The organism is Paenibacillus sp. PAMC 26794, assembly GCF_000316035.1.
Classification (GTDB): domain Bacteria; phylum Bacillota; class Bacilli; order Paenibacillales; family Paenibacillaceae; genus Paenibacillus.
In genome coordinates this window covers 32,431-55,813 of the sequence record NZ_ANHX01000029.1, presented here as the reverse complement: position 1 = coordinate 55,813, position 23,383 = coordinate 32,431, and the positions used below count along the sequence as shown (strand labels likewise).

Here is a 23,383-nt window from a genome sequence, read left to right as displayed (position 1 = left end):
CGCATGATTCGAACAATTGTCAAGGCCAATAAATGGGAACTGATGATGTATTTTGCGCTAACTGGTCTGATTACGCTGGGCGGATTCTATCTATTGTATGGAGAGGTGTTGATGGGGGCTGGTCGTCAGCGGGCATGGACCTATGTTGCCGTTGTTGTGCTGGCCACGGTTATCACCGGATATATCGCTGCATTACGGCTTCAGCGCAAGATCGACCTGCTTGATCTCAACATGTTGAAAGTGTCCAAGGGTAATCTGGCGGTGCGCATGCCTGAAGCGGATGACGCTTCGTTTGGTCGTGTCTATCAGGAGTTCAATGTCATGATGGATTCGATTGAGAAAAAGATGAGACTGCTTCAGCGCCTCGGTGAGCAGGAAGTCATTGAGAAGGAGCAAGCCTCGGAGCGGGCTGTGCTTGAAGAGCGCAAACGAATGGCAAGGGACCTCCATGACACGGTTAGCCAGCAGCTGTTTGCCATGCATATGTCGGCTTCGTCCTTACCTCGTCTGCTGGAGATGAATCCTGAACATGGTGGTAAAGTACTGGACCAGTTGATCCAGATGTCACATATTGCACAGCGTCAGATGCGAGGACTTATTGCCCAACTTCGACCGGTGGAGCTGGAAGGGCGTGACCTCACCGCAGCACTGGATAGTTGGTTTCCTGATTATTGCAGGCAGAATGGTCTTAAAGGTGTGAAAGAGCTGGAACTGGATGGCGGAATCTCGGATGCCATTGAGCACCAGCTGTTTCTTGTTATTCAGGAGGCGGTTGCCAATGTCGTGAAGCATGCAGAGGCAGGGGTGGTTAGTCTGTCCATACGGGAGAGTGAACATCAGATCAGCATGAGCATCAGCGATGATGGCCAGGGATTTTTGCAGCAAGCGGAGCGTCCGGGTTCATACGGGTTATCTACCATGCGTGAACGGGCGGAGAAGCTTGGGGGGCAAGTTCAGATTATATCGAAACCGGGAGCGGGAACGACGGTACGGGTATTGATCCCGAAATTCCCGAACGTTTCGGAGTGAACCAGAGGGGGAGACGGAATGAGTGGTAAAGTAAACGTGATGATTGTGGATGACCATGATATGGTGCGCATGGGGTTGAAAACATATCTGATGCTGGAACCTACTTTTCATGTGATGGGAGAAGCGGGCCACGGGCAGGATGCGCTTGATCAGTTGCGTAAGTTAAATGATAGTGAAATGCCGGACCTGATTCTAATGGATCTGATGATGCCTGTAATGAATGGCGCTGAAGCAACAAAAGCCATCATGACTGAATTTCCAGGGATGAAAATTGTGATGCTCACCAGTTTCCTGGAGGATGATCTGGTTGTGCAAGCGATTGAAGCGGGTGCGGTAAGTTATGTACTGAAGACAGTCTCTGCTGAAGAACTGATCTATGCTCTGCAAGGGGCCTATAGAGGCATGCCTGTTATGACAGGTGATGTGTCGCAGGCGTTAACCCGGGGAATCAGACAACGTACAGCGAGAGAGAGTGAATCGGGTCTGACTGAACGGGAGAAGGAAGTGCTGCTGCTTATTGCAGAGGGAAAGACCAACAAAGACATTGGAGAAGAATTACATATCAGTATCAAAACCGTCAAAACACATGTGAGCAACCTGCTGATGAAATGTGAGATGGACGATCGTACACAATTGGCCATCTATGCGCATCGTCAGGGTTGGGTGAAAACGAAAGGGTAAAATGCTGTCATGACGGGGAAAAGAGTCTATTCTTACGTGCTTTTATCTCCTTTTTAATTGTTTTTAAGGTACGGTTAAGGTTTAAAGTACAAAATAAGGACAGTTAAAGAATATCTCTTGGGAATAAGAGATTGGGAGGTAGAGAGGCATGGACGAACGCAACTATAGATCGAACCGTCAAGACGAGGAAAACGAAACCAAACAAACGGAGAATCGCAATTCTTCCGGAACGGACGAATCCTCCTATTATTATTCTTATGGACCTTTTCAGTCCGTGAATCAGGAAGATACAGCAAATCACATGGGAAGCAATAATCAGCGTGAAGAAGGAAATGTAGAGATTACAAAACCTGATCCGGTGAGACCCGTACCTACTTACTATAATAGTGAATCATCCGAACAAGCGAAAAGATCATCAGGAGGCGGCGGAAACGGCTCAGGTAACGGTGGAGATCAAGGGAATGGCGGCAAAGGCAACTGGAACTATAATAACCGCAAGCCGCGTTCTTCCGTAAGATCACTTCTATTTTCCTTTATTGCCGGTATGTTGGTCATCACCGTTCTCATGTACACAGCTGACAGAACAAACATGTTCACACCGGAGACGGCACTTACGAACACGGACAATCAAAGTTCAGGACAGGAAGCATCCACAAACACAGGCGGAGGCAACAATGTCACAGCGTCGTTACTGCCAACAGGCAAAGAAGATGTGTCTTCCGTTGTAACAAGTACAAGTCCGGCTGTCGTCAAAATCGAAACACTCGCGAAGCAGTCCTCGCGTACAGGTGCGGGTCAGGGTGGATCGAATACAAGTGATCCGTTGTACCAATACTTCTTCGGTAATGGGGGCGGAATGGAAGGCAATCAAGGCCAGAGCCAGCAACAACAGCAAGGCAGTAATCAGTTGGTACCACTAGGCATTGGTTCCGGATTCATTTTTGACAAAGAAGGATATATCCTGACGAATCAACACGTAGTTCAGGGTGCGGACGTAATCCAGGTAACCCTGGAGAACAACAGCAAGCCTTATGAAGCTAAACTGCTGGGAAGCAGCTTTGATCTGGATTTGGCTGTATTGAAAATTGAGAAAAATAGTGGTGACGATGCGTTCCCTGTAGCTCCACTGGGTGATTCCAATAGTACTCAAGTCGGTGAGTGGCTTGTAGCTATCGGTAACCCTGAAGGGTTCGAACACACGGTTACAGCAGGTGTACTGAGTGCCAAAGAACGTACGATCAGCATTCCAGATGAAGAAACAGGAAAAACACGTGAGTACAGCCATTTGCTGCAAACAGATGCTTCGATTAATCCGGGTAACTCCGGTGGTCCGTTGCTTAACCTGAATGGGGAAGTTATCGGAATGAACGTTGCAGTAAGCGCAGATGCACAGGGAATTGGTTTTGCAATCCCGTCGAGCGTCATCTCTGAAGCCGTTAAATATCTTAAAGAAAACAAAGAAGTTCCCAAAGAGCCAGTACCCTTTATCGGTGCGTCTCTGATGGCTCTCACGCCTGAAGTTGCTAAACAAATGGGAACAGACGTTACCGAAGGTTCAGTTGTAGCCAGCACGATCTTCCAATCACCGGCTTACCAAGCAGATCTTCGTGCATATGACATCATCACAGGTGCCAACGGTACGCCTTATGCGACAAGTCAAGATCTGATTGATTTTATCAAGAAACAGGAAATCGGCAGTGAAGTGACATTAAACGTGGTGCGTGACGGTAAGAAAATGGATCTGAAAATCAAAATCGGCAACAAAAATGATTTTGATACTTCACAAACCACAGATACACAACAGCAGCAACCATAAATATCGGGTAAGGATTAACAGAACGGAAGGGTTTGAAGGCCCTTCCGTTCTTTTTGCCCTGATGGAGCAAGGTTACAATGTACCAGGACGGATTGGAGACGCCTACTTGAAGATGCAGATTGTGCTTCTGCCTGTTACAATGGGATAAAACGTTAGGATAAAGGAGAAAGACCACCATGCGCTCAACTATTTTGATTGTGGATGATGACGAAAAAATTGTATCCATGCTCCGCCGGGGGCTGGCTTTTGAAGGATATGAGGTACAGACGGCTTCCAATGGAGCCGAAGGCCTCAGCAAACTGATGGACAAGGAGCCGGACATCGTTGTGCTGGATGTGATGATGCCGCAGATTGACGGATTTGAGGTATGTCGCAGATTGAGAGAAGCAGGCAGCAAAGTGCCTGTGCTGATGCTGACGGCCAAGGATGAAGTACAGAGCCGGGTGACCGGACTGGACACAGGAGCCGATGACTACCTTGTAAAACCTTTTGCGCTGGAAGAATTATTGGCACGTGTCCGTGCATTGTTGCGCCGCAAGTTAGATAGTGCGGGTACGCCGGACAACCGCTTAATGTATGAAGATATCATTTTGGACAATGACTCACGTGAAGTATTGCGAGATGGGCAACGTCTGGAGCTGACTGCCAAAGAATTCGAACTGTTGAATCTGTTCATGCAAAATCCAAGACGGGTACTTTCCCGTGATCTGATTATGGATAAAATCTGGGGTTATGATTACAGCGGTGAGTCTAATGTGCTTGAAGTGTACATTGCCATGCTCAGACAGAAGACCGAAGAATACGGTGGCAAGCGTCTAATCCAGACCATCCGGGGAGCCGGCTATATTCTGAGAGGTGACTCCTGATATGTCCATCCGGTTAAGACTAACCGCATGGTATTCTGGCATTTTGGCGGCTGTTCTTATCTTTTGGGGCGTTGTAATCTATGCCTTTGTTTATTTTAACTCCTATCAGGAAGTCGAACAGCAATTGAAGGTGAAGAGTACCCGGATTACGGAGCAGATTGGCGTTAATCCTCTTTCGCAGTCATTGGATCTGGACCCATTTACAGAGAGCCAGCTTCAGGAGGCGCAAATCTATATTCAACTCTGGGATTATCAGAGTCGTTCAGGCAGAATTTCCGGTAATATGGAGAAATTAGGGATTCAGTTTCCGGTATTAAAAGCCAATGAGATACTTAAAGACCGAGGGATATCCAAAATCTATGTGGATGGTACGCCGTTTCTGGTGAATCAGCTTCCCCTTTCTCTTCAGGGTACCAATGAGGTACGTGGAATACTTCAGGTAGGGGCCAATGTAAGTTCACAGGAGCGCTTGCTGGAGGCGTTGCTTAATATTCTGGTCTTTGGTTGGCTGGTGGCTATGGCATTGGCTATAACCTCAGGTCTTGTTCTGGCCCGCAAGTCGATGCGTCCACTCGTGAATGTCATTGATGCTGCGAATCAGATTCAATCGGGAGATGACTTAAGTGTACGTATTCAATATGCGGGGCCTAAGGATGAGATCGGGCGTCTGATTGAAACGGTTAATAATATGCTTGAACGTACAGAATTGTCATTCCGCGGTTTGGAGGAGACGAATGCTGCCCAGCGCCGCTTTGTATCCGATGCATCGCATGAACTGCGTACACCGCTGACCACCATTCGCGGGAACGTAGACTTCCTGAAGAAGTTATGGGATCAGGAGGGAACCGACCGACCGAATCTGGATGAAGAAACGGTCAGACAGATGTCCGTCGAGGCGCTGGAGGACATGGCCGATGAAGGCAAACGCATGAGCAGGTTGATCAGTGACATGTTATCGCTGGCGAGAGCGGATACGGGTCAGAAAATTGAACTGAATCCGACCCCGCTGCAGATTCTCGTACAGGAAGTGGCACGTAGAGCACAATTTCTGGATCGTCAGGCAGACTGGCTTCCAGGAGATTTTTCCATCCTTAATGGCATTTATGTGAACGGTAGCAAGGACTATCTGCAACAGATGTTGTTTATTTTCATCGAAAATGCGTTTAAATACACACCTGAAGGCTCTGTGACGCTGGATGCTGTATTATACAAAGGTCAGGTGGGACTACGCATCAGCGACACCGGTATTGGGATGGATCGGGACGAAGTGCCGTTTATCTTTGACCGTTTCTATCGGGCAGATGAATCACGCGGGGCTACACCGGGCATAGGTCTGGGACTTTCGATTGCGAAGTGGATTATTGAGGAACACCATGGATCGGTTGAGGTTGTGACCAGACGTGGAGAAGGAACCACCTTTATTATCTGGTTGCCGGTTGTCTTTGCTCCGCCTATCGAATAAAGGTATAATAGACAGGACTGCAATTACATCGGCAACGTTGCCGAGAAAGAAAGCGGGTGGCAACCAAGTGGAAGTACTGCGAATTTCGCCGCGGGGATATTGTTACGGCGTTGTGGATGCGATGGTGCTCGCGCGTCAAGCGGCACGCAATCTGGATTTACCACGACCTATTTATATATTGGGTATGATTGTGCATAACCAACATGTGACGGATTCCTTTGAAGATGAAGGTATTATTACATTGGATGGTCCGAACCGGATGGATATTTTGAGCCAAGTGGAGAGTGGCACGATTATTTTCACAGCTCATGGTGTATCTCCTGAAGTGCGCAAGTTGGCACGGGACAAAGGGTTGACAACAGTGGATGCAACATGCCCTGATGTCACCAAGACCCATGATCTCATTCGGGAGAAGACGGCAGAGGGTTATCAGATCATCTATATCGGCAAAAAGAATCACCCTGAACCAGAAGGTGCCGTAGGCGTTGCACCAGATCTCGTTCATCTGATCGAGAAGGAAGAAGAGATCGAAGAACTGAACGTACCTTCAGGCAAAATCCTTATTACGAATCAGACAACGATGAGCCAGTGGGATATCAAACATATTATGAGCCGTCTGCTGGAGAAATTCCCGGGCGCAGAGATTCATAATGAGATTTGCCTCGCAACTCAAGTGCGTCAGGAAGCTGTCGCTGAACAGGCGGGGCAGTCTGATCTGGTTATCGTGGTGGGTGATCCTCGCAGCAATAACTCTAACCGTCTGGCACAAGTGTCGGAGGAGATCGCCGGGGTTACGGCCTACCGTGTATCCGATGTCTCCGAGATTCAGCAAGAATGGCTGAAAGGTGTTAATAAGGTGGCGGTTACTTCGGGTGCATCAACACCAACACCGATCACGAAGGAAGTCATCCTTTACCTGGAGCAGTATGAACATGACAAGCCGGAGACGTGGGAGATCAAACGTACCGTGAACATGAGCAAACTGCTGCCTCCAGTTCGAGAAAAAACACGTACACCGTAGGGCAAAGGAAATGTAAAAGTAAGTCTAAGTGTATGTGAATTGCAAACGAGATGTGAATGAGAAGAATCCTGTTACGCAGATCCGAATGTCGGAGCCTGTGGAGCAGGATTCTTTTTGTATATGGATAAGGAATGTGTACCTTGACGCAATAAGATAACTATGGTATATTCACTTTAACGGATAAAAGCTTAAAAGCGAACAAGCGTTTAAGCGCGACAGAGTTTTTATATTTAATCAGACGCACGTTAAGAAATTATTGTGCTCTCATACAAGGAAGGATGGGATTTAATATGATCGTTATTGCAGGCAAAGCTACTCCGGAGGAACAGATTCAAGATATCGTTACAGTCATTGAAAAAGAAGGGCTTCAGGTGCATATCTCTCGCGGAGAGGATCGTACTATCATTGGTTTGATTGGCAAAGTTGAACCTAAAATGCAAGAGCATCTTCGCCAAATGAAAGGTGTCGAGAATGTCGTTAAAATCTCGAAGTCCTACAAATTGGCAAGCCGCGACTTCCATCCGGAAGATACGGTGATCTCCATCAAAGGTGTAGATATCGGCGGAAAAGAACTTGTTGTCATGGGCGGACCATGTGCGGTTGAATCCGCTGCACAGATTGATGAGATTGCCGGGCTTGTGAAAGCTGCTGGTGGGCAAGTGTTACGTGGGGGAGCATTTAAGCCTCGTACGGGTCCTTACAGCTTCCAGGGAACGGGCGTAGAGGGATTGATCATGATGGCGGAAGCAGGCAAGAAACATGATCTGCTGACCATTACAGAAGTCATGACGCCTGAGTATGTGGATATTTGCGCCGAGTACGCAGATATTCTGCAAGTAGGTACACGTAACATGCAGAACTTTGACCTGCTCCGCAAATTGGGCGAGTGTGGCAAACCGGTATTGTTGAAACGTGGCTTCAGTGCGACATACGATGAATTGTTGAATGCGGCTGAATACATTCTTGCGGGTGGTAACCCAAATGTTATGCTGTGTGAACGTGGTATTCGTACGTTTGAATCCTACACACGGAATACGCTGGATCTGTCAGCGATCCCTGTTCTGCAGTCTCTGAGCCATTTGCCGGTTATTTCTGACCCGAGCCATGGTACTGGACGACGTGAACTGGTGGAACCGATGACAAAAGCTTCCGTTGCTGCGGGTGCCAATGGCCTGATCATTGAAATGCATACCGATCCGGATAACTCCATGACAGGAGATGGTGTGCAGTCTTTGTTCCCTGACCAATTCGCCAACCTGCTGCAGGATCTGGAGAAATTGGCACCAATCGTGGGTAAATCATTCAGTACAGCCAAACAACCGGCAGAATTTTTCCCGGCACGTGTAGGCGTGTAATAAGAATTTCATAGTCAAGGTCTGGATCATCATCCGGGCATCTCCTCTGATCTCGTTCATTGCAACGGAATCAGATAGATGCTCGGTTTTTTGCATATTTTGCAGTTTTGAACGTATTTATTAATCAATGGTGATAAGAAACATTTATGATGTGAAGTTTTTTACATTATTTAGGTTAAAATAAGGGTCGCTTTACCGCATTAAACCAGTTAAATATTTATAAAACTAGTTGTTATATGAATTTAGGTTATTTATAAAATGTGAGTATATCTAACATACCTTCAAAAAATACCTTACATAAGTATTGACGATGTCATGTTTTAAAATTTATAATGACGACAGAAAAAAATTCGAATTTAGACATTTTCTTAGTGGGGTTGTTTAATGTTCGGAATATTTGGGAGGACGAATACATGTCGGTTGAAAACGTATTGAAATCAATTCAAGAGAACAACATCGAGTGGGTAGATTTTCGTTTTGTAGATTTAGCTGGTCGTGCACATCACATCTCGTTGCCAGCTTCGGCTGTTGATGCAGACACATTCGTAAATGGAGTAGCTTTTGACGGTTCTTCTATCCAAGGTTTCCGCGGAATTGAAGAGTCCGATATGGTTATGATGCCAGATCCTGAAGCGACTTATGTCGATCCGTTCACTGCACACCCTACATTGAATGTTATGTGTGATATCTTCACTCCGGATGGCGAGCGTTATGAGCGTGACCCACGCGGTATCGCTGTTAAAGCAGAAGCTTTCCTGCAAGAAAGCGGCGTAGGTACAACAGCATTCTTCGCACCTGAATCCGAGTTCTTCATCTTCGATGATGTTCGTTATGAGAGCGGCACGAACAGCTCTTCCTACTTCGTTGATTCCGAAGAAGCTTCATGGAATACCAACCGTCAGGAAGAAGGCGGAAACCTGGGCTTCAAAGTTCGTACTAAAGGCGGATATGTTCCAGTAGCACCAGTGGATACACAACAAGATATTCGTAGCGAAATGTGTCGCCTTTTGGAAGAAGCTGGCCTGTCAATCGAGCGTCATCACCATGAAGTGGCGACAGCGGGTCAAGCCGAAATTAACTTCCGTTTTGATACACTGAAGAAAACAGCAGATAACCTGCTTGCATACAAATACATCGTGCACAACACTGCACGTCAATATGGCAAAGTAGCAACATTCATGCCAAAACCATTGTTCGGTGATAATGGTAGCGGAATGCACGTTCACCAATCCATCTTTGATGGCGATTCCCCATTGTTCTATGACAAAGCGGGATATGCTAATCTGAGTGAAATGGCTCTGCACTACATCGGAGGTATCTTGTACCATGCTCCGGCACTGATCGCTTTGACTAACCCGAGTACAAACTCGTTCAAACGTCTCGTACCTGGTTACGAAGCACCAGTAAACCTGGTTTACTCCAAAGGTAACCGTTCCGCAGCAGTTCGTATTCCGGTTGCAGCTGTGACACCGAAGGGTTGTCGTATCGAGTTCCGTACACCTGACTCCACAGCTAACCCTTACCTGGCATTCTCCGCAATGCTGATGGCGGGTCTGGACGGAATCAAACGTAAAATCAACCCAACTGAGCTTGGATATGGTCCGCTCGACAAAAACATCTATGACCTGTCTGATGCAGACAAAGAAAACATCCGCAGTGTGCCAGCTTCCCTGGAAGAAGCACTTGATGCTCTGGCAGCTGACAACGAGTTCTTGACTGAAGGCGGCGTATTCACAAAAGACTTCCTTGATAACTACATCAACCTCAAGCGTGACGAAGCGAAAGCAGTAGCGATTCGCATTCATCCGCATGAGTACAGCCTCTACTTCGACTGCTAATCGGTCGAGGTCGGAACAGTTCTTGTTCCAACTTAAAGCCTCCGGGACACGCTCTCGGAGGCTTTTCCTTGAATTAAATAATGTAGTGCTTTAACTTTGCAGGGTGATAAAGGAATTTGATGACCTGAATTCAACACTTTAATGCATATTGCCCTTGAAGCAGATAGAGAATACTGATATCATAGCGATAATATTCACTTTGTATGTTAGCTACGGATGGAAAGGGTGGGGGATTTTTGTGACAAAAAGAGCGTATAACTTTAATGCAGGACCTGCGGCGTTACCACTTGAGGTACTGGAGCGTGCACAGGCGGAATTTGTAGATTTTCGTAATACAGGCATGTCGATTATGGAGATGTCTCACCGTGGAGCGGTGTATGAGTCTGTACATAATGAAGCTCAGGAGCGGTTGTTGTCGCTTCTAGGCAATCCCAAAGGTTACAAGGTTCTCTTTCTGCAGGGCGGTGCAAGCACTCAGTTCGCGATGTTGCCAATGAACCTGCTCGGTGCAGGGCAGACTGCAAGTTACGTGATGACTGGCAGTTGGGCGAAGAAGGCACTGTCTGAGGCGAAGTTGATCGGCGAGACGCATGTTGCTGCATCTTCGGAAGCAGAGAAATTCATGAAATTGCCGGATGTTTCGAATCTGAGTTTGCCTGAACGTACGGCTTATGTGCATCTGACTTCCAACGAAACGATTGAAGGTACGCAATTCAAGTCGTTCCCGGATACCGGTTCAGTACCTCTGATTGCGGATATGTCGAGTGATATTTTCTGTAAACCATTCGATCTTAATCAGTTCGGCATGATCTACGCGGGTGCACAGAAGAACCTGGGTCCATCCGGAATTACGGTTGTAATTGCTCGTGAGGAACTGGTGAGCGAATCGCCTAAAACGATTCCAACCATGCTTCGTTACAGCACACATGTAGATAACAACTCCCTGTACAATACGCCGCCATCCTTCTCTGTATATATGGTGAATGAAGTATTGAAATGGATTGAAGAACAGGGCGGATTGGCTGGTATTGAGCAAAAAAATACGAAAAAAGCGGAATTGCTCTATAACACAATTGATTCTTCCGGTGATTTCTACCGTGGTTGTGTGGAAGTAGAAGATCGTTCCCTCATGAATGTAACCTTCCGTCTTGCTTCTGAGGAACTGGAGAAAAAGTTCATCAAGGCATCGGAGGAAGAAGGATTTGTAGGTCTGAAAGGACATCGCAGTGTGGGTGGTCTCCGTGCCTCCATTTATAATGCTGCTCCTTATGAGAGTGTTAAGGCACTGACAGACTTCATGAGCCACTTCCAGAAGACAAATGGATAATTAAGTATAGGGAGCCTTCCACATTGACGTGTGGAGGGCTTTTCTTTAAGATTAGAGGGTTGTCGTCAACATGAAATGAAAAGGAGATTGAACACATATGGCTTTACACATCGTTCTGGTTGAACCAGAAATTCCGGCGAACACAGGCAATATTTCGCGTACTTGTGCGGCAACCGGGACCCATCTGCATCTCGTACGACCACTTGGATTTCGAACAGATGATGCTACATTGAAACGGGCAGGGCTGGACTACTGGCATGCTGTTCATATTGAATACCACGACTCATTCGCTGAGGTTCAGGAAAAATATCCGGAAGGTCGTTTCTTCTACGCAACTACGAAGGCCAAGAACCGATACAGTGATTTTAATTTTCAGGATGGGGATTTCCTCGTTTTTGGTAAAGAGACTAAAGGCCTGCCACCTGAATTAATTGCTGCGAATCCCGATACATGTATGAAAATGCCAATGACTGGTGACGTTAGATCATTAAATCTGTCCAATTCGGCAGCAATTATTGTATATGAAGCGTTACGCCAGCTCAATTTCCCGGGGTTAGAAGGATAAATTTAGGTTATAAATGACGGCTAGAATTCGGTAAAAAAACATTTTTCAAAAAAAAGGACAAAAAATGTTTATTTCCAGCAGGATTCGACAAAATCTTGGCGAATCTATAAACATAGTACAAATGTACCTAGAAATTTAGAGTAAGATAGGAGAGGTGTGCCGTAGCTATGAAGCCAGCTGGAGTAGTTCGCAAAGTTGACCAATTAGGTAGGATCGTATTGCCTAAATCTTTGCGTAAAAGGTATCAAATGAATGAGGGAGATCCTGTAGAAATCTTAGTACAAGGGGACCATATTATCTTGGAGAGATATCGTCCAAAATGTATTTTCTGCGGATCCGTCGAGGAAGTCAACGAGTTCAAAGAGCGTTACATATGCGCACAATGTTTAGATGAAATGACTCAGCTTCCACAGCACGCATAAGAAGTAACGCCATGGGGTTTATGACTCCATGGCGTTTTTTGTTTTATTATCAATCGGATGGCATAATTGCAAATTTTAAAAAAGATAAAATACGTAGACTAACGCTAATTGTAAAGGGGTAAAACCTCATTCCATACGGCATTCAGGATGCCTTGCATATTTTCTTCCACACTATTAATACATATGACAGCTTCCTTTGAGGGAATTACGATACACAACTGACCATAGGCGCCATCGGCGCGGTAAGCATCATGGGAACACATCCAGAACTGATACCCGTAACCTTTTCCCCAATCACCGTCTCCAGTCGTTTCGATCTGCTGGGACGTAGCCTGTCCAATCCAAACCGCAGGTACAAGCTGTCTGCCTTTCCAAAAGCCCTCCTGCAGCAGTAACTGTCCAAATCGACTCAGTTCCTCATTACTTATCCAAAGACCAGCACAGCCAAGCGTTACGCCGAGTGGAGAGGTTTCCCACTCTACATCATGAATGCCAAGTGGATCAAATAACCGTGGAGTCAGGTAATCTTTCACGGTTTGGCCGGTAGCAGCCTGTAGCATGACTGAGATCATAAATGTATCCCCACTGCTATATGTAAATTGTTCTCCAGGTACCCGGTCCAGAGGCAGAGACATATAATATTTCCCCCAGTCCTTTTCGGTCAATGAAGCTCGTTCATCAGCCCAAAGAGGGGGAGCGTCATGGCCCGAAGACATTCGGAGAAGATCACGCAGTTTCAATTCTCGCGGCGAGGGGAGATTGTTATGTGCACTGGATACATGATTATAAGAGAAATAATCACCAAGTGTCGCATCCAGATGTAACAGACCTTCTTCAAGCGCAAGACCCACGGCCATACACGTGAAGGATTTACTGATGGAATGTTGTACCCTGCGCTGATCCTTATCTCGGTCCCAATGGGCAAGCAGATGCCCTTTTTGTAATATGCGAATGGAAAAAACATTCAATTGTTGCTCCGTAATCGTATGAATGAAACCTTTGAGTTGCTCAGACATATTAACCTCCCTAATATCAAGGTGAAACCTGAGTAAAATCGGTTGGTGAAACGTTTCCGTGATTCGAATGCAAAATCAGAACCCATGTTAGTATAAACCTGGTTTGGTGTCAATTAAAGTTGTAATAGCACTGACTAAATTTTCATTTTTTCGTAATAATAGTGTCTTTCGACGCAAATTTAGACTTGAAAAAGCATTTTTTCGAGAAAAAAACGCGAAATTTGTAAAAGGGTTATTGACAGGGTTTACTCATCAGGCTTATGATTTATTCGAAACGATTCGAAGAAATCGCTTCCACATTAAAAGTGTTGTAATGAAGTCCATGTGAATCAACGTTGGCTATGTTTTGAAACGATTCGAGAAAATCGTTTCGATAACCCATCGTAATACAAGGGAATCTACAACAGCCTGCAATCCAACGCCAGAGAAACGAATGAGTAAAGACAGCAGGCGATGATGAGAGGGGTTACATTTATGGCACATATAACGATCGAAACTGGATCGCCAACCTTATGCATGAATACCAGCATACATGTTGTGTCCAGTGACTCCGGAGAAACTTCAGGCGGTACACTATATCTGTTGCACGGGGCAGGCGATAATGCGAGTACCTGGCAGCGGTTAACCACAATTGAGATGTATGCAGCGCAATATGGCTGTACTATCATTATGCCGGAAGTGAATCGAAGCTATTACACCGATATGGAATACGGCCTGAATTACTTCCACTACATCACTCAGGAGTTACCTGAAATATGCAAGCGTCTGCTCAATCTGAATCCTGATCCGGAGAAAACATACGTCGCCGGTTTATCCATGGGTGGATATGGTGCACTGAAATGTGGACTAACTTATCCAGAGCGATATCGCAAAGTAGTGTCTCTATCCGGCGTAACGGATATCCAGACACGACTTCATGATCCCCATATGCCAGCGACCATGATCAAGGAAATGAAAGCGGTTTTTGGAGAACGTTTACAGGTGAAAGCCGATCAGGATATTTACGCACTGTCGGCCAAGCTGCTGGAACAGGGTGTTCCTTTACCGGATATCCTCAGTTGCTGTGGCGATAGTGACCCCTTCGTAGAGATGAATCGCGACTATGCGAAATACATGCAGGGGACTGCCTTTGATTTTCGGTATGTGGAGACGCCGGGGGCTCATGAATGGAAATTTTGGGAGCACCACCTGAGAACGATGTTTGATTTTCTGTACAACGACAAGACCATAGTAGAGTGAGGAGATGCAATGTGAAACCTGCAGCCGAAGGACCTAGCAAAAAGCTGAAGGGAAACGTGAAGGGCAATTCGCTCTGGACTGAAATCTGGAAGCACCGAATGACATACACCCTGCTTATTCCGGGGCTTGTCTGGCTAATTCTGTTTGCCTACATGCCGATGGGTGGCCTGTCTCTGGCATTCAAAGATTACAAGGCTAACCTGGGCATCTGGGGAAGTCCATGGAGCGGATTCGAGAACTTCAAATATGTTTTCCGTGATCCAACCTTTATCGACGCAGTATGGCGTACGCTGTACATCAATATTCTGAAACTGATTATTCAGTTCCCGTTCCCGATCATTTTGGCGCTGTTGCTGAATGAATTGCGGATGCGCAGAGGGAAAAAATTGTTCCAAACCGTTCTTACGTTCCCGCACTTCCTGTCCTGGATCATCGTATCCGGGGTAGTCATCAATGTGCTGGCATATGACGGACTGGTAAATAGTGCGCTCGGATTACTCGGATTGCCAACGATTAACTTCCTGGGGTCTGAATCCAACTTTGTACCAATGTTGCTGTTGACTGATATTTGGAAATCAAGTGGATGGGGCGCGATTATATTCCTGGCTGCCATTTCCGGTATTGATCAGGATCAGTATGAATCAGCACAGATTGACGGGGCTTCCCGTATGCAACAGATGTTCAAAATTACTTTACCGAACATCCTTCCAACCATCACAATCATGTTTATTCTCTCGGTTGGTGGATTGATGTCTTCCGGGTTTGACCAGATCTTCAACTTGGCAAATGCCGCTACCAAAAATGTATCGGAAGTACTCGATGTATATATCTATCGGATTACGTTCCAGTCATCTACCGATTTCTCATTCTCGACAGCGGTCAGCTTGTTCCGTTCCCTGGTGAATATGGCCTTGCTGCTTCTTGCTGACAGATTTGCCAAGTGGCTTGGCGGAGACGGTTTGTTCCGATAAGAGAGGAGGAAAAATGAGATGAGCAAGAAAGCTAACAAAAAACCGAGAATTGGTACAGAAAAAATGACACTTCTCGATTACATTATTTTCGCCGTATTACTAGTGCTTGCCCTGATGATCCTGATTCCGTTCTGGAATGTCATCATGATCTCGTTTGCAACACAAAAAGAATATGCTGACAATCCATTTTTGATGTTCCCTAAAGAATGGACATTGGATTCCTACAAGGCATTGTTCGCTGACGGAACGATTCTGACGGGGTACAAAAATACAATTATATTGCTAGTCATCGGCTTGCCACTCAGCTTGTTCCTGACAACAAGCATGGCATATGGCCTTAGTCGCAACAAATTTCCGTTTAAGAAATTTCTATTTTTCCTGGTACTGTTCACCATGATCTTTAATGGTGGTATCGTACCACTGTACCTGATCATGAAATCACTTCATCTTACAGGTACGCTGTGGTCCGTTATCCTGGCGGGAAGCTTCAGTGCTTTTAACATGATTCTGATGATGAACTACTTCTACACTTTGCCTGAATCACTCATGGAATCGGCGAGACTGGATGGAGCCGGAGAGTGGAAAATTTTGTTCTCTGTTGTTCTTCCGCTGGCTACACCAATTATGGCTACAATCACGTTGTTCTACGGTGTGGCTTACTGGAACAGTTGGTATGATGCGATGATATTCCTTCGAAAAGCGGATCAGTTACCGCTCCAGAATGTACTCAGAAACATTATCGTGACATCTCAGACGAATGCATCCAATGCATCCAGTGTGGATGCTGCCCAGGCAAGTAACTTCTCAATGGGCATGAAGATGGCAGCCGTATTTGTCACCATGGTACCAATTATGTGTTTCTTCCCAATGCTGCAAAAACACTTTGCCAAAGGGGTATTAACAGGGGCAATCAAGACCTGATATACGTATAGGATTTTGCAATAAAATTCTACTAAAAAACATGGGGGTAAAACATGAAAACGAACAAAAAGTTGTCAGTAAGAGCTCTCTTTGCCATCACGCTTAGTGTAGTTATGCTGATGGTGACCGCTTGTTCCAGTCAAGGAGCTTCAGGTGGTAACGAAAAAGATGGAGAGGGAAATTACAAAGACAACCTGACCATCTCTGTAGCTAACCTGACAGAAATCAAAAACGGGAACCTGGATAATGACTTCCACAAGTTCTGGACAGACAAATTTAATTTAACATGGGACTACAACTATATCGATTGGGATTCATGGGGCGAGAAGCTTCGTCTGTGGATCAACTCTGGCGACTTGCCGGATGTAGCGGTATGGAACTACGTACATGGCGATGCCATTAACAGCATTGAACAAGGTTTGTTCTACAAATTCCCGGATGACTGGAAAGAACGCTGGCCTAACGTGGCAGCAGCTTACAATTTGACGGGTCTTGGAGACAAGTTGGAAGAACTGACGGGTGGAACATATGTCCTGCCTAGACCAATCTATTTCGAGAACAAACCAGCTGACCCACTCACGAACCAAATTGGTGTCATTGCGCTTCGTAAAGACTGGGCTGAAGCAGTTGGTTTTGAACTAAAAGATGCTTATACAACAACCGAATTGAATGAATATGCTGCGCTAGTGAAAGAAAAAGATCCAGGCAAAGTGGGTAACAAACTTGTACCTCTGTCCTACAATGCGGCAGATGCCATGACAAACATGATTATGCCAAACAGTGTGCATGCCATGACTGATTCTCCGTTCTACAAAGGTGAAGATGGCCAATTCCACTGGGGACCAGCAGATCCTGAAACGCTGACAGGACTTAAATTGATGCAAAAAGCCTATAAAGACGGACTGCTCAATCCTGAGTTCTACACATGGAAAAACAATGAAGGTCAAAACAACTTCAAAGTAACAGGTACAGCTGCTGTAACAAGTCTGGGCGGATTGGCTTCGTACAGACAAGGTCTGGATTCTGATATGAGAAAAAATCTGGGTGTAGATAGTGATGAACTGGTACACACAGCAATCGTAGTAGGCGATGACGGTAAATACCGTAACATGGAGCAAGCCAACTTCTGGTCTGCATTGATCTTCAATCCAGACATTAGTGACGAGAAATTCGAACGGATCATGGATCTGATCGATTACTCTGCAACAAAAGAAGGACAGTTGCTCATCAACATGGGCTTTGAAGGAACCGATTGGAAATATGATGAAAACAACGAACTCGTTAGCTTGTTGCCAGAAGGAACGGTATTGGAAGATAAATATCCAGCACGTTTCGAAGGTCTGTACCTGCTCGGTGACGACTTCAGTGTTGTAAACCCTGCAATCAAAAAAGATTACCGTGATAGAGCCGTGAAATTGTTCGAAGAAAAAGCAAAACTCGGTACAGAAGGCAAATCGCTTGCAACATACGATTGGGATGTCAACCTGTACGATTCCAAAGCTAAGAGTCAGGCTTCATTCGACTACCAGAACGAATATGCCAACTTGATCCTCAAAAACGGAGATCTAGAGGCGAACTGGAAAGAATGGGTAAACAGTAAAATGTCCCTGGTTCAACCTTATCTGGATGAGCTAAACGATAAATTCTAGTAATCATTCAGTAATTAATTTTGAACCCGGTGCGCGGTCTCTCCCCGAACGCAGCCGGGTTCTTTATTTCAACAACTTATTAGTGGAGGATACGATCAGATGAATAACGAGCAGTTGCTAGATCTGGTAAAACAGATGACGTTGGAGGAAAAAACAGCTCAGCTTCTTCAGTTGACTGCCAACTTTTATGAAGGAACAAATGTCGAAGGTCAGATCACAGGACCGATGGAAGAGATGGGAATTACGGAGCAGTCCGTGGATGCCAGTGGGTCCATTCTGGGGTTGTCCGGTGCGCAGGCCATCATTGATGTACAGCAAGCTTATATGAAAAAAAGCCGTTTGGGCATTCCGCTTTTGTTCATGGCTGACGTAGTTCATGGATTCAAAACCATTTTCCCGATTCCATTAGCGATCGGTTGTTCATGGGACACAGAACTGGCTGAGAAAAGTGCTGAAATTGCAGCACGTGAATCAGCTGTATCCGGTTTGCATGTTACCTTTGCACCTATGGTGGATCTGGTTCGTGACCCGCGCTGGGGCCGTGTGATGGAAACAACAGGAGAAGATCCTTATCTGAACAGTTTGTTCGCGGCTGCGTTTGTACGTGGATATCAGGGCGATAGCTTGAAGGATGAGCCAGATCGTCTTGCAGCCTGTGTTAAACACTTTGCGGCATATGGAGCGGCTGAGGGTGGTCGGGATTACAATACGGTGGACATGTCTGAGCGTAACCTGCGTGAGTACTATTTGCCAGCGTACAAAGCAGCGTTGGATGCGGGCGTGGAAATGGTCATGACTTCGTTCAATACGGTTGACGGTATTCCGGCAAGTGGCAATGAGAAGTTAATGCGCGGCATTTTGCGTGACGAGTGGGGCTTTGATGGTGTATTAATCTCGGATTGGGCTTCCATTCGCGAGATGATTGCGCATGGTGCTGCAGAAGATGATCGTGAAGCGGCATATCGTGCGATTCGCGCAGGAGTAGATATGGAGATGATGACACCTTGTTATGTACATCATTTGCCTGAACTGATTGAGAGTGGTGAAGTGGAAGAGAAGCTCATTGATGAAGCCGTTCTGCGAATTCTGCAACTGAAAGAAAAGCTGGGATTGTTCGATAACCCACTTCGTGCAGCTGATCCTGAACGTGAACGTGAGATTGTATTCTCCAAAGAGCACCGTCAGGTATCGTATGAACTGGCAACAAAATCAGCTGTCCTGTTGAAAAATGATGACAGCGTGCTTCCACTTCAACCCGACGCTAATGTTGCCCTTATTGGTCCTTTTGCACAGAGTCCTGATATTCTGGGCTGGTGGTCCTGTGAAGGAGTTAAGGAAGATGCAGTTAAGTTGGGAACAGCTCTGAAAGAACGCCTAACAGGTGGGAAAGTTCAATTCGCTCAAGGCAGTAATGTTCATACGATTACAGCTGAGCAGATTGCCGAAGCCCTGGAAGTTGCAAGCAAAGCAGATCTGATTGTCCTTGCTCTTGGTGAAGACTCCGAGATGAGTGGAGAAGGTGGCTCGCGCACGGATATTCGTCTGCCAGCAGCCCAATTGGAATTGGTTAAACAGCTCAAAGCAGCGGGAAAACCGATTGCCAGCGTTATTTTCAACGGCCGTCCATTGGATCTGCATGGTGTAATCGATGAATCGGATGCTGTTCTTGAAGCCTGGTTCCCAGGTAGTGAAGGCGGAGCAGCGATCGCAGATGTTCTGACAGGTGTAGTGAATCCATCCGCACGTCTGACGATGTCTTTCCCGCAGTCCGTAGGTCAGATTCCGGTCTATTACAACCATTTCAATACAGGTCGTCCACTGAACCCGGAGAAGACGGAAGAACGTTATGTCTCCAAATACATTGACAGCCCGAATGAACCTTTGCTTCCGTTCGGTTATGGTCTCTCATACACTTCGTTCTCTTATGGTGATCTTGAAGTGTCAAGTAACGAGATGACTGCCGAAGAGTCCCTGAGCATCCAAGTACGTGTAACAAACACGGGTGAGCGCGCGGGCGTGGAAACCGTTCAGTTGTACGTTCGTGATGTAACAGGTGAAGTCGTTCGTCCTATGCGTGAGCTGAAAGGATATGTGAAGCTTGCACTGGCGCCAGGCGAGAGTGGTACAGCCACATTTACGTTAAATGAAGAACAGCTTCGTTATCACCATTCCGACTTAAGCTACCGCAGTGATCGAGGCGAGTTCCATATTCTTGTGGGTGCAAACAGTCGGGATACTCAGAAGAAATCATTCAGACTTGTTTAATCCGGTGAATGGAAAGAGTAATGTGTCAGGCCTTCTGTTATGGAAGGCTTGATGAACATAACAGGGGAGCGAAGAATGTGGTCAGTATCAAGGATATCGCCAAACAGGCGGGAGTTTCCATCTCTACTGTGTCATATGCGCTGAATGGCAGCAACAAAGTGACCGATGAGACGAGTTCCAAAATTTTGGCCATTGCCAAAGAACTGAACTATGTTCCAAATGCCGCAGCAAGAACACTGAAGAAGAGGGAATCCAAAATTCTAGGTGTATTCTTGACCGATTTTAGAGGAGATGTGTATGGAGACTTGCTGAGTGGCATGAAAGCCGTATGTAATGCTCAAGGCTATGACCTGATCGTGTGCAGTGGTAAACAATCCCATCGCATGCTTCCAGAGAGGATGATTGATGGTGCGATCATTCTGGATCATACGTTTGCAAGTGAGGAACTAATGCAGTATGCCGATCGTGGGCACAAAATCGTTGTATTGGACCGTGAGATGGATCATCCCAACATTAATCAGGTTCTGCTGGATAACAAAGCCGGGGCGACACTTGCGATGGAACATCTTATTGAACAGGGACATAAGAAAATCTATGTGGTGACAGGACCGGAAGGTTCGTTTGACTCTGTGCAGCGGTTAAAGGCTGTAAGACAGGTTGCGGAACGTGAAGCCGATGTGGAATGGATTGAGATCACGGGAGATTTCGAGAAGAGTGGTGGAGAACAAGCCGCAGATCAGATTGTGCAGGTGTATGATGGACCCGCAGCGGTATTCTGCCTCAATGATGAGATGGCTATTGGCTTGTGTGATCGTCTGGCAGACAGTGCACTTGGCGTTGGTCATGAGATTGATGTCATCGGATTCGACAATATTGAATTGAGCAAATACGTCCAGCCGAGATTGGCAAGCATTGATTATTCCAAACGCAAGTGGGGATCGCTCGCTGCTGAACAATTGATCAAGATTATTGCTGGAGAACCCGTTGATCATGAACGAATTTATGTGACATTAGTTGAGGGTGGGTCGGTGAGTGGGCCTATTTCGTCTGATTCGGTTATATCTATGCGGAATGACCGGGCGGTTAGCTATTGATCCCGAATACAGCAAGAGACAAGGCTTAGAAGAATCGAATCATTCTTTTAAGCCTTGTCTCTTGTTATTTCGAGGATGAAGCAATAGAAAAGCCTCTCCAGAGAGAGGCTTGGCCTTTACAAGCCTTTTGTTTTGTCATTGTTGTAGGATGAAGTGAGAATGCCTGTAATGAAGAGAGTCAATACAATTGCAATAATCCAGAATGTCAGTGAAAATGACATGCCCTTCGCACCTCCTGCACAAGCTCATTTTCTTCTATTATAACCATTATAGGTAGAAAAGAAATGCTTCACCCTATTATTTGTAAAATAAAAAGTGTGTGGGAACCGGTCTGAGGCTGCCATCTGAAGGGTTATTCACAACCCGATTATTCAGAATAAGCGAGGATGATCCACCGCCATCCAGATTATAGGCGTCAATCACCCCAAGCTTGTACAACCGCCCTTGCAACTCTTCAAGGGTAGCACCGGAACTTCCGCCCTCATTATATCCGTCAACTACAATAATCAATAACTGATCATCTTTATAATTGCCAATGACTGTACGTGGTGCTCGTTTGGGTGATACTTTCCATTTGGCAGGAATTGTGGTTTTACGCCCATTCTGTAGCAGCACCGGAACAAACGTAGCCCCAAATTGTGGTTGCAGGCGATCCAGTGAGTTTTTGTCGAAGAACTTGCCTCCGACCAGTTTGCCGGTATCGTTAATTCCTACAAAAAACAGATCTTTGAAACTGGCCTGGAAACCGTTCACGTACTTCCCGTCCATGACGGTTGTGCTAAGTGGATAACGTTTGCCGCCACTGTCAGCAAATCCACCTGCGTTAATCCCGGCAATTGCGCCGTTACGCTTCACAGCCTGCATGGTCGTCTCAGAACGCCCAGGTTCACTGTCTAGAGCCATCTGCATGGCCGTAGGGTCTTTTAGCTTGATCTTCATGGCATAGCCCTTATAGCTGCCAGGATTCACTCTGTACATTTCAATCGTTAGCCGGTCACTGTCTACCCGTTCAAATGGAACGCCAAGCTTGGATGAAATCCGTTTGTTGTAAATCTTTTCCGGACGATCCGCCTGGGCGGAAGCCTTCTGCACAAGTGTAGACATCGTACTTGTTGTTTTATTATAGAGCTGTGTCGTTCTTTTAATAGAAGAAGAAGTCTGGACAGCAGCGTCTTTTGCCCCGGCAAGCTCTTGGCTAATTGCTTGGGTCCGGGGTGTAATCGTATCCTCTGACAGTTCGGTAGGCATCAAACCTCCGGGTTCAAGTGGAGGACGAAGCAGCAGCAGGCATAATATCAATCCAACAAAAGGAGCGAGTGCAAGCATAAAAAAACGATTAACCTGTTTGACGGGTGTAATCATTTGAGCAGGTCCATCTTTTTCTGGAGTGTCTCCAGTTGTTTTTTGACTTCGCTCAGCTGGGTATACAGTTTGTTGCTGTTATCCGTTTTGTCACTTGCATTATCCTTGGTGAAAGTCAGCAATTCATTGAAGGATTGAACCTGTCCCTGCAGGTCTTCTACTTCCTTTGATATCGTTGTTAGCTGATTTTCGTAGTCGGTTTTTAGCGCTGCAATCTGCTGCTGATTATGGGCTTGAAGCTGGTTAATCATCTGTTGCTGGAGATGGTTACTATAATAGTAGGTTCCAACGACTCCTAGTGCAATGAGAACAATCCACATTACCAGAAACAGCTTGATTGAAGATCCAGCCTTGCCTTTGGCGCTCCGGGTGTGATGGATGTCAGAGGACGGGGCAGATGGTTTCATATCATCACTCCTGGTCATTTATAGGTACAAAAAAATTTCCAGTCCTCATTCTATCATGCCCCTATTGATTACGCAAA

The 23,383-nt window shown here is 46.0% G+C and carries 20 protein-coding genes; 17 read left to right on the top strand and 3 right to left on the bottom strand.

Translation table 11 applies throughout. The annotated features are described in order from the left end of the window. Window positions 1-3: 3 nt before the first annotated feature. From D829_RS0114350 to D829_RS0114300, 11 genes are all read left to right on the top strand, one after another. Entirely contained in the window at window positions 4-1,029 is a 1,026-nt protein-coding gene (locus D829_RS0114350) for a sensor histidine kinase (protein WP_017689598.1), read from the top strand. 18 nt (window positions 1,030-1,047) lie between these two features. Beyond that, window positions 1,048-1,710, top strand: a complete 663-nt coding sequence (locus tag D829_RS0114345; RefSeq protein WP_017689597.1) for a response regulator transcription factor — start codon at window positions 1,048-1,050, stop codon at window positions 1,708-1,710. 148 nt (window positions 1,711-1,858) lie between these two features. After that, a complete protein-coding gene (locus tag D829_RS0114340) occupies window positions 1,859-3,526 on the top strand; it encodes a trypsin-like peptidase domain-containing protein (RefSeq protein ID WP_017689596.1) in 1,668 nt (555 codons plus the stop codon). A 176-nt stretch (window positions 3,527-3,702) separates the two neighbouring features. After that, entirely contained in the window at window positions 3,703-4,392 is a 690-nt protein-coding gene (locus D829_RS0114335; RefSeq protein WP_017689595.1) for a response regulator transcription factor, read from the top strand. Between the two features lies 1 nt (window position 4,393). Beyond that, window positions 4,394-5,854: a HAMP domain-containing sensor histidine kinase gene (locus tag D829_RS0114330; protein WP_017689594.1), complete on the top strand. Its 1,461-nt coding sequence runs from the start codon at window positions 4,394-4,396 to the stop codon at window positions 5,852-5,854. A gap of 67 nt (window positions 5,855-5,921) precedes the next feature. Then, on the top strand, window positions 5,922-6,875 hold the full coding sequence (locus D829_RS0114325; protein ID WP_017689593.1) for a 4-hydroxy-3-methylbut-2-enyl diphosphate reductase: 954 nt from the start codon (window positions 5,922-5,924) through the stop codon (window positions 6,873-6,875). Window positions 6,876-7,165: 290 nt separating this feature from the next. Beyond that, entirely contained in the window at window positions 7,166-8,230 is a 1,065-nt protein-coding gene (gene aroF, locus D829_RS0114320; RefSeq protein WP_017689592.1) for a 3-deoxy-7-phosphoheptulonate synthase, read from the top strand. A 413-nt stretch (window positions 8,231-8,643) separates the two neighbouring features. Beyond that, complete coding sequence (gene glnA / locus D829_RS0114315; RefSeq protein WP_017689591.1) at window positions 8,644-10,068, top strand: type I glutamate--ammonia ligase; 1,425 nt, start codon at window positions 8,644-8,646, stop codon at window positions 10,066-10,068. Between the two features lie 238 nt (window positions 10,069-10,306). Beyond that, window positions 10,307-11,395, top strand: coding sequence for a 3-phosphoserine/phosphohydroxythreonine transaminase (serC, locus tag D829_RS0114310; protein ID WP_017689590.1), 1,089 nt, complete (start codon window positions 10,307-10,309; stop codon window positions 11,393-11,395). 97 nt (window positions 11,396-11,492) lie between these two features. Then, on the top strand, window positions 11,493-11,960 hold the full coding sequence (gene trmL, locus D829_RS0114305; RefSeq protein WP_017689589.1) for a tRNA (uridine(34)/cytosine(34)/5-carboxymethylaminomethyluridine(34)-2'-O)-methyltransferase TrmL: 468 nt from the start codon (window positions 11,493-11,495) through the stop codon (window positions 11,958-11,960). A gap of 167 nt (window positions 11,961-12,127) precedes the next feature. Next, entirely contained in the window at window positions 12,128-12,382 is a 255-nt protein-coding gene (locus D829_RS0114300; RefSeq protein WP_017689588.1) for an AbrB/MazE/SpoVT family DNA-binding domain-containing protein, read from the top strand. Between the two features lie 104 nt (window positions 12,383-12,486). Here D829_RS0114300 and D829_RS0114295 read toward each other — a convergent pair whose 3' ends face one another. After that, a complete protein-coding gene (locus D829_RS0114295; RefSeq protein WP_017689587.1) occupies window positions 12,487-13,398 on the bottom strand; it encodes a serine hydrolase in 912 nt (303 codons plus the stop codon). Window positions 13,399-13,872: 474 nt separating this feature from the next. Here D829_RS0114295 and D829_RS0114290 point away from each other — a divergent pair, with 474 nt between their 5' ends. The 6 genes from D829_RS0114290 to D829_RS0114265 all read left to right on the top strand — a co-directional run bounded on the left by D829_RS0114290 (window position 13,873) and on the right by D829_RS0114265 (window position 21,537). Then, on the top strand, window positions 13,873-14,637 hold the full coding sequence (locus tag D829_RS0114290) for an alpha/beta hydrolase family protein (protein ID WP_017689586.1): 765 nt from the start codon (window positions 13,873-13,875) through the stop codon (window positions 14,635-14,637). Between the two features lie 11 nt (window positions 14,638-14,648). Beyond that, on the top strand, window positions 14,649-15,608 hold the full coding sequence (locus D829_RS0114285) for an ABC transporter permease subunit (protein ID WP_017689585.1): 960 nt from the start codon (window positions 14,649-14,651) through the stop codon (window positions 15,606-15,608). Window positions 15,609-15,626: 18 nt separating this feature from the next. Then, window positions 15,627-16,529 (top strand): carbohydrate ABC transporter permease, encoded by a 903-nt coding sequence (locus D829_RS0114280; protein ID WP_017689584.1) that lies wholly within the window; start codon window positions 15,627-15,629, stop codon window positions 16,527-16,529. 53 nt (window positions 16,530-16,582) lie between these two features. After that, window positions 16,583-18,178, top strand: coding sequence for an ABC transporter substrate-binding protein (locus D829_RS0114275; RefSeq protein ID WP_017689583.1), 1,596 nt, complete (start codon window positions 16,583-16,585; stop codon window positions 18,176-18,178). Between the two features lie 99 nt (window positions 18,179-18,277). After that, window positions 18,278-20,443, top strand: a complete 2,166-nt coding sequence (bglX, locus tag D829_RS0114270; RefSeq protein ID WP_017689582.1) for a beta-glucosidase BglX — start codon at window positions 18,278-18,280, stop codon at window positions 20,441-20,443. A gap of 77 nt (window positions 20,444-20,520) precedes the next feature. Beyond that, window positions 20,521-21,537 (top strand): LacI family DNA-binding transcriptional regulator, encoded by a 1,017-nt coding sequence (locus tag D829_RS0114265; protein ID WP_017689581.1) that lies wholly within the window; start codon window positions 20,521-20,523, stop codon window positions 21,535-21,537. 297 nt (window positions 21,538-21,834) lie between these two features. Here D829_RS0114265 and D829_RS0114255 read toward each other — a convergent pair whose 3' ends face one another. Together D829_RS0114255 and D829_RS0114250 are read right to left on the bottom strand one after the other, a co-directional pair. Beyond that, the gene (locus D829_RS0114255; protein WP_017689579.1) at window positions 21,835-22,899 is read right to left on the bottom strand and encodes a phosphodiester glycosidase family protein; all 1,065 of its coding nucleotides are present in this window, start codon (window positions 22,897-22,899) and stop codon (window positions 21,835-21,837) included. Beyond that, window positions 22,896-23,306: a uroporphyrinogen-III C-methyltransferase gene (locus D829_RS0114250; RefSeq protein ID WP_017689578.1), complete on the bottom strand. Its 411-nt coding sequence runs from the start codon at window positions 23,304-23,306 to the stop codon at window positions 22,896-22,898. The genes D829_RS0114255 and D829_RS0114250 overlap by 4 nt, the downstream gene beginning before the upstream one ends. Between the last annotated feature and the right edge of the window lie 77 nt (window positions 23,307-23,383).

Excerpts from the sequence above, each read along its gene's own strand:
- D829_RS0114350 (WP_017689598.1), top strand. The coding sequence starts at position 4 with ATGATTCGAACAATTGTCAAGGCCAATAAATGGGAACTGATGATGTAT.
- D829_RS0114345 (WP_017689597.1), top strand. The coding sequence starts at position 1,048 with ATGAGTGGTAAAGTAAACGTGATGATTGTGGATGACCATGATATGGTG.
- D829_RS0114340 (WP_017689596.1), top strand. The coding sequence starts at position 1,859 with ATGGACGAACGCAACTATAGATCGAACCGTCAAGACGAGGAAAACGAA.
- D829_RS0114335 (WP_017689595.1), top strand. The coding sequence starts at position 3,703 with ATGCGCTCAACTATTTTGATTGTGGATGATGACGAAAAAATTGTATCC.
- D829_RS0114330 (WP_017689594.1), top strand. The coding sequence starts at position 4,394 with ATGTCCATCCGGTTAAGACTAACCGCATGGTATTCTGGCATTTTGGCG.
- aroF (WP_017689592.1), top strand. The coding sequence starts at position 7,166 with ATGATCGTTATTGCAGGCAAAGCTACTCCGGAGGAACAGATTCAAGAT.
- glnA (WP_017689591.1), top strand. The coding sequence starts at position 8,644 with ATGTCGGTTGAAAACGTATTGAAATCAATTCAAGAGAACAACATCGAG.
- trmL (WP_017689589.1), top strand. The coding sequence starts at position 11,493 with ATGGCTTTACACATCGTTCTGGTTGAACCAGAAATTCCGGCGAACACA.
- D829_RS0114300 (WP_017689588.1), top strand. The coding sequence starts at position 12,128 with ATGAAGCCAGCTGGAGTAGTTCGCAAAGTTGACCAATTAGGTAGGATC.
- D829_RS0114295 (WP_017689587.1), bottom strand. The coding sequence starts at position 13,398 with ATGTCTGAGCAACTCAAAGGTTTCATTCATACGATTACGGAGCAACAA.
- D829_RS0114290 (WP_017689586.1), top strand. The coding sequence starts at position 13,873 with ATGGCACATATAACGATCGAAACTGGATCGCCAACCTTATGCATGAAT.
- D829_RS0114280 (WP_017689584.1), top strand. The coding sequence starts at position 15,627 with ATGAGCAAGAAAGCTAACAAAAAACCGAGAATTGGTACAGAAAAAATG.
- D829_RS0114275 (WP_017689583.1), top strand. The coding sequence starts at position 16,583 with ATGAAAACGAACAAAAAGTTGTCAGTAAGAGCTCTCTTTGCCATCACG.
- bglX (WP_017689582.1), top strand. The coding sequence starts at position 18,278 with ATGAATAACGAGCAGTTGCTAGATCTGGTAAAACAGATGACGTTGGAG.
- D829_RS0114255 (WP_017689579.1), bottom strand. The coding sequence starts at position 22,899 with ATGATTACACCCGTCAAACAGGTTAATCGTTTTTTTATGCTTGCACTC.
- D829_RS0114250 (WP_017689578.1), bottom strand. The coding sequence starts at position 23,306 with ATGAAACCATCTGCCCCGTCCTCTGACATCCATCACACCCGGAGCGCC.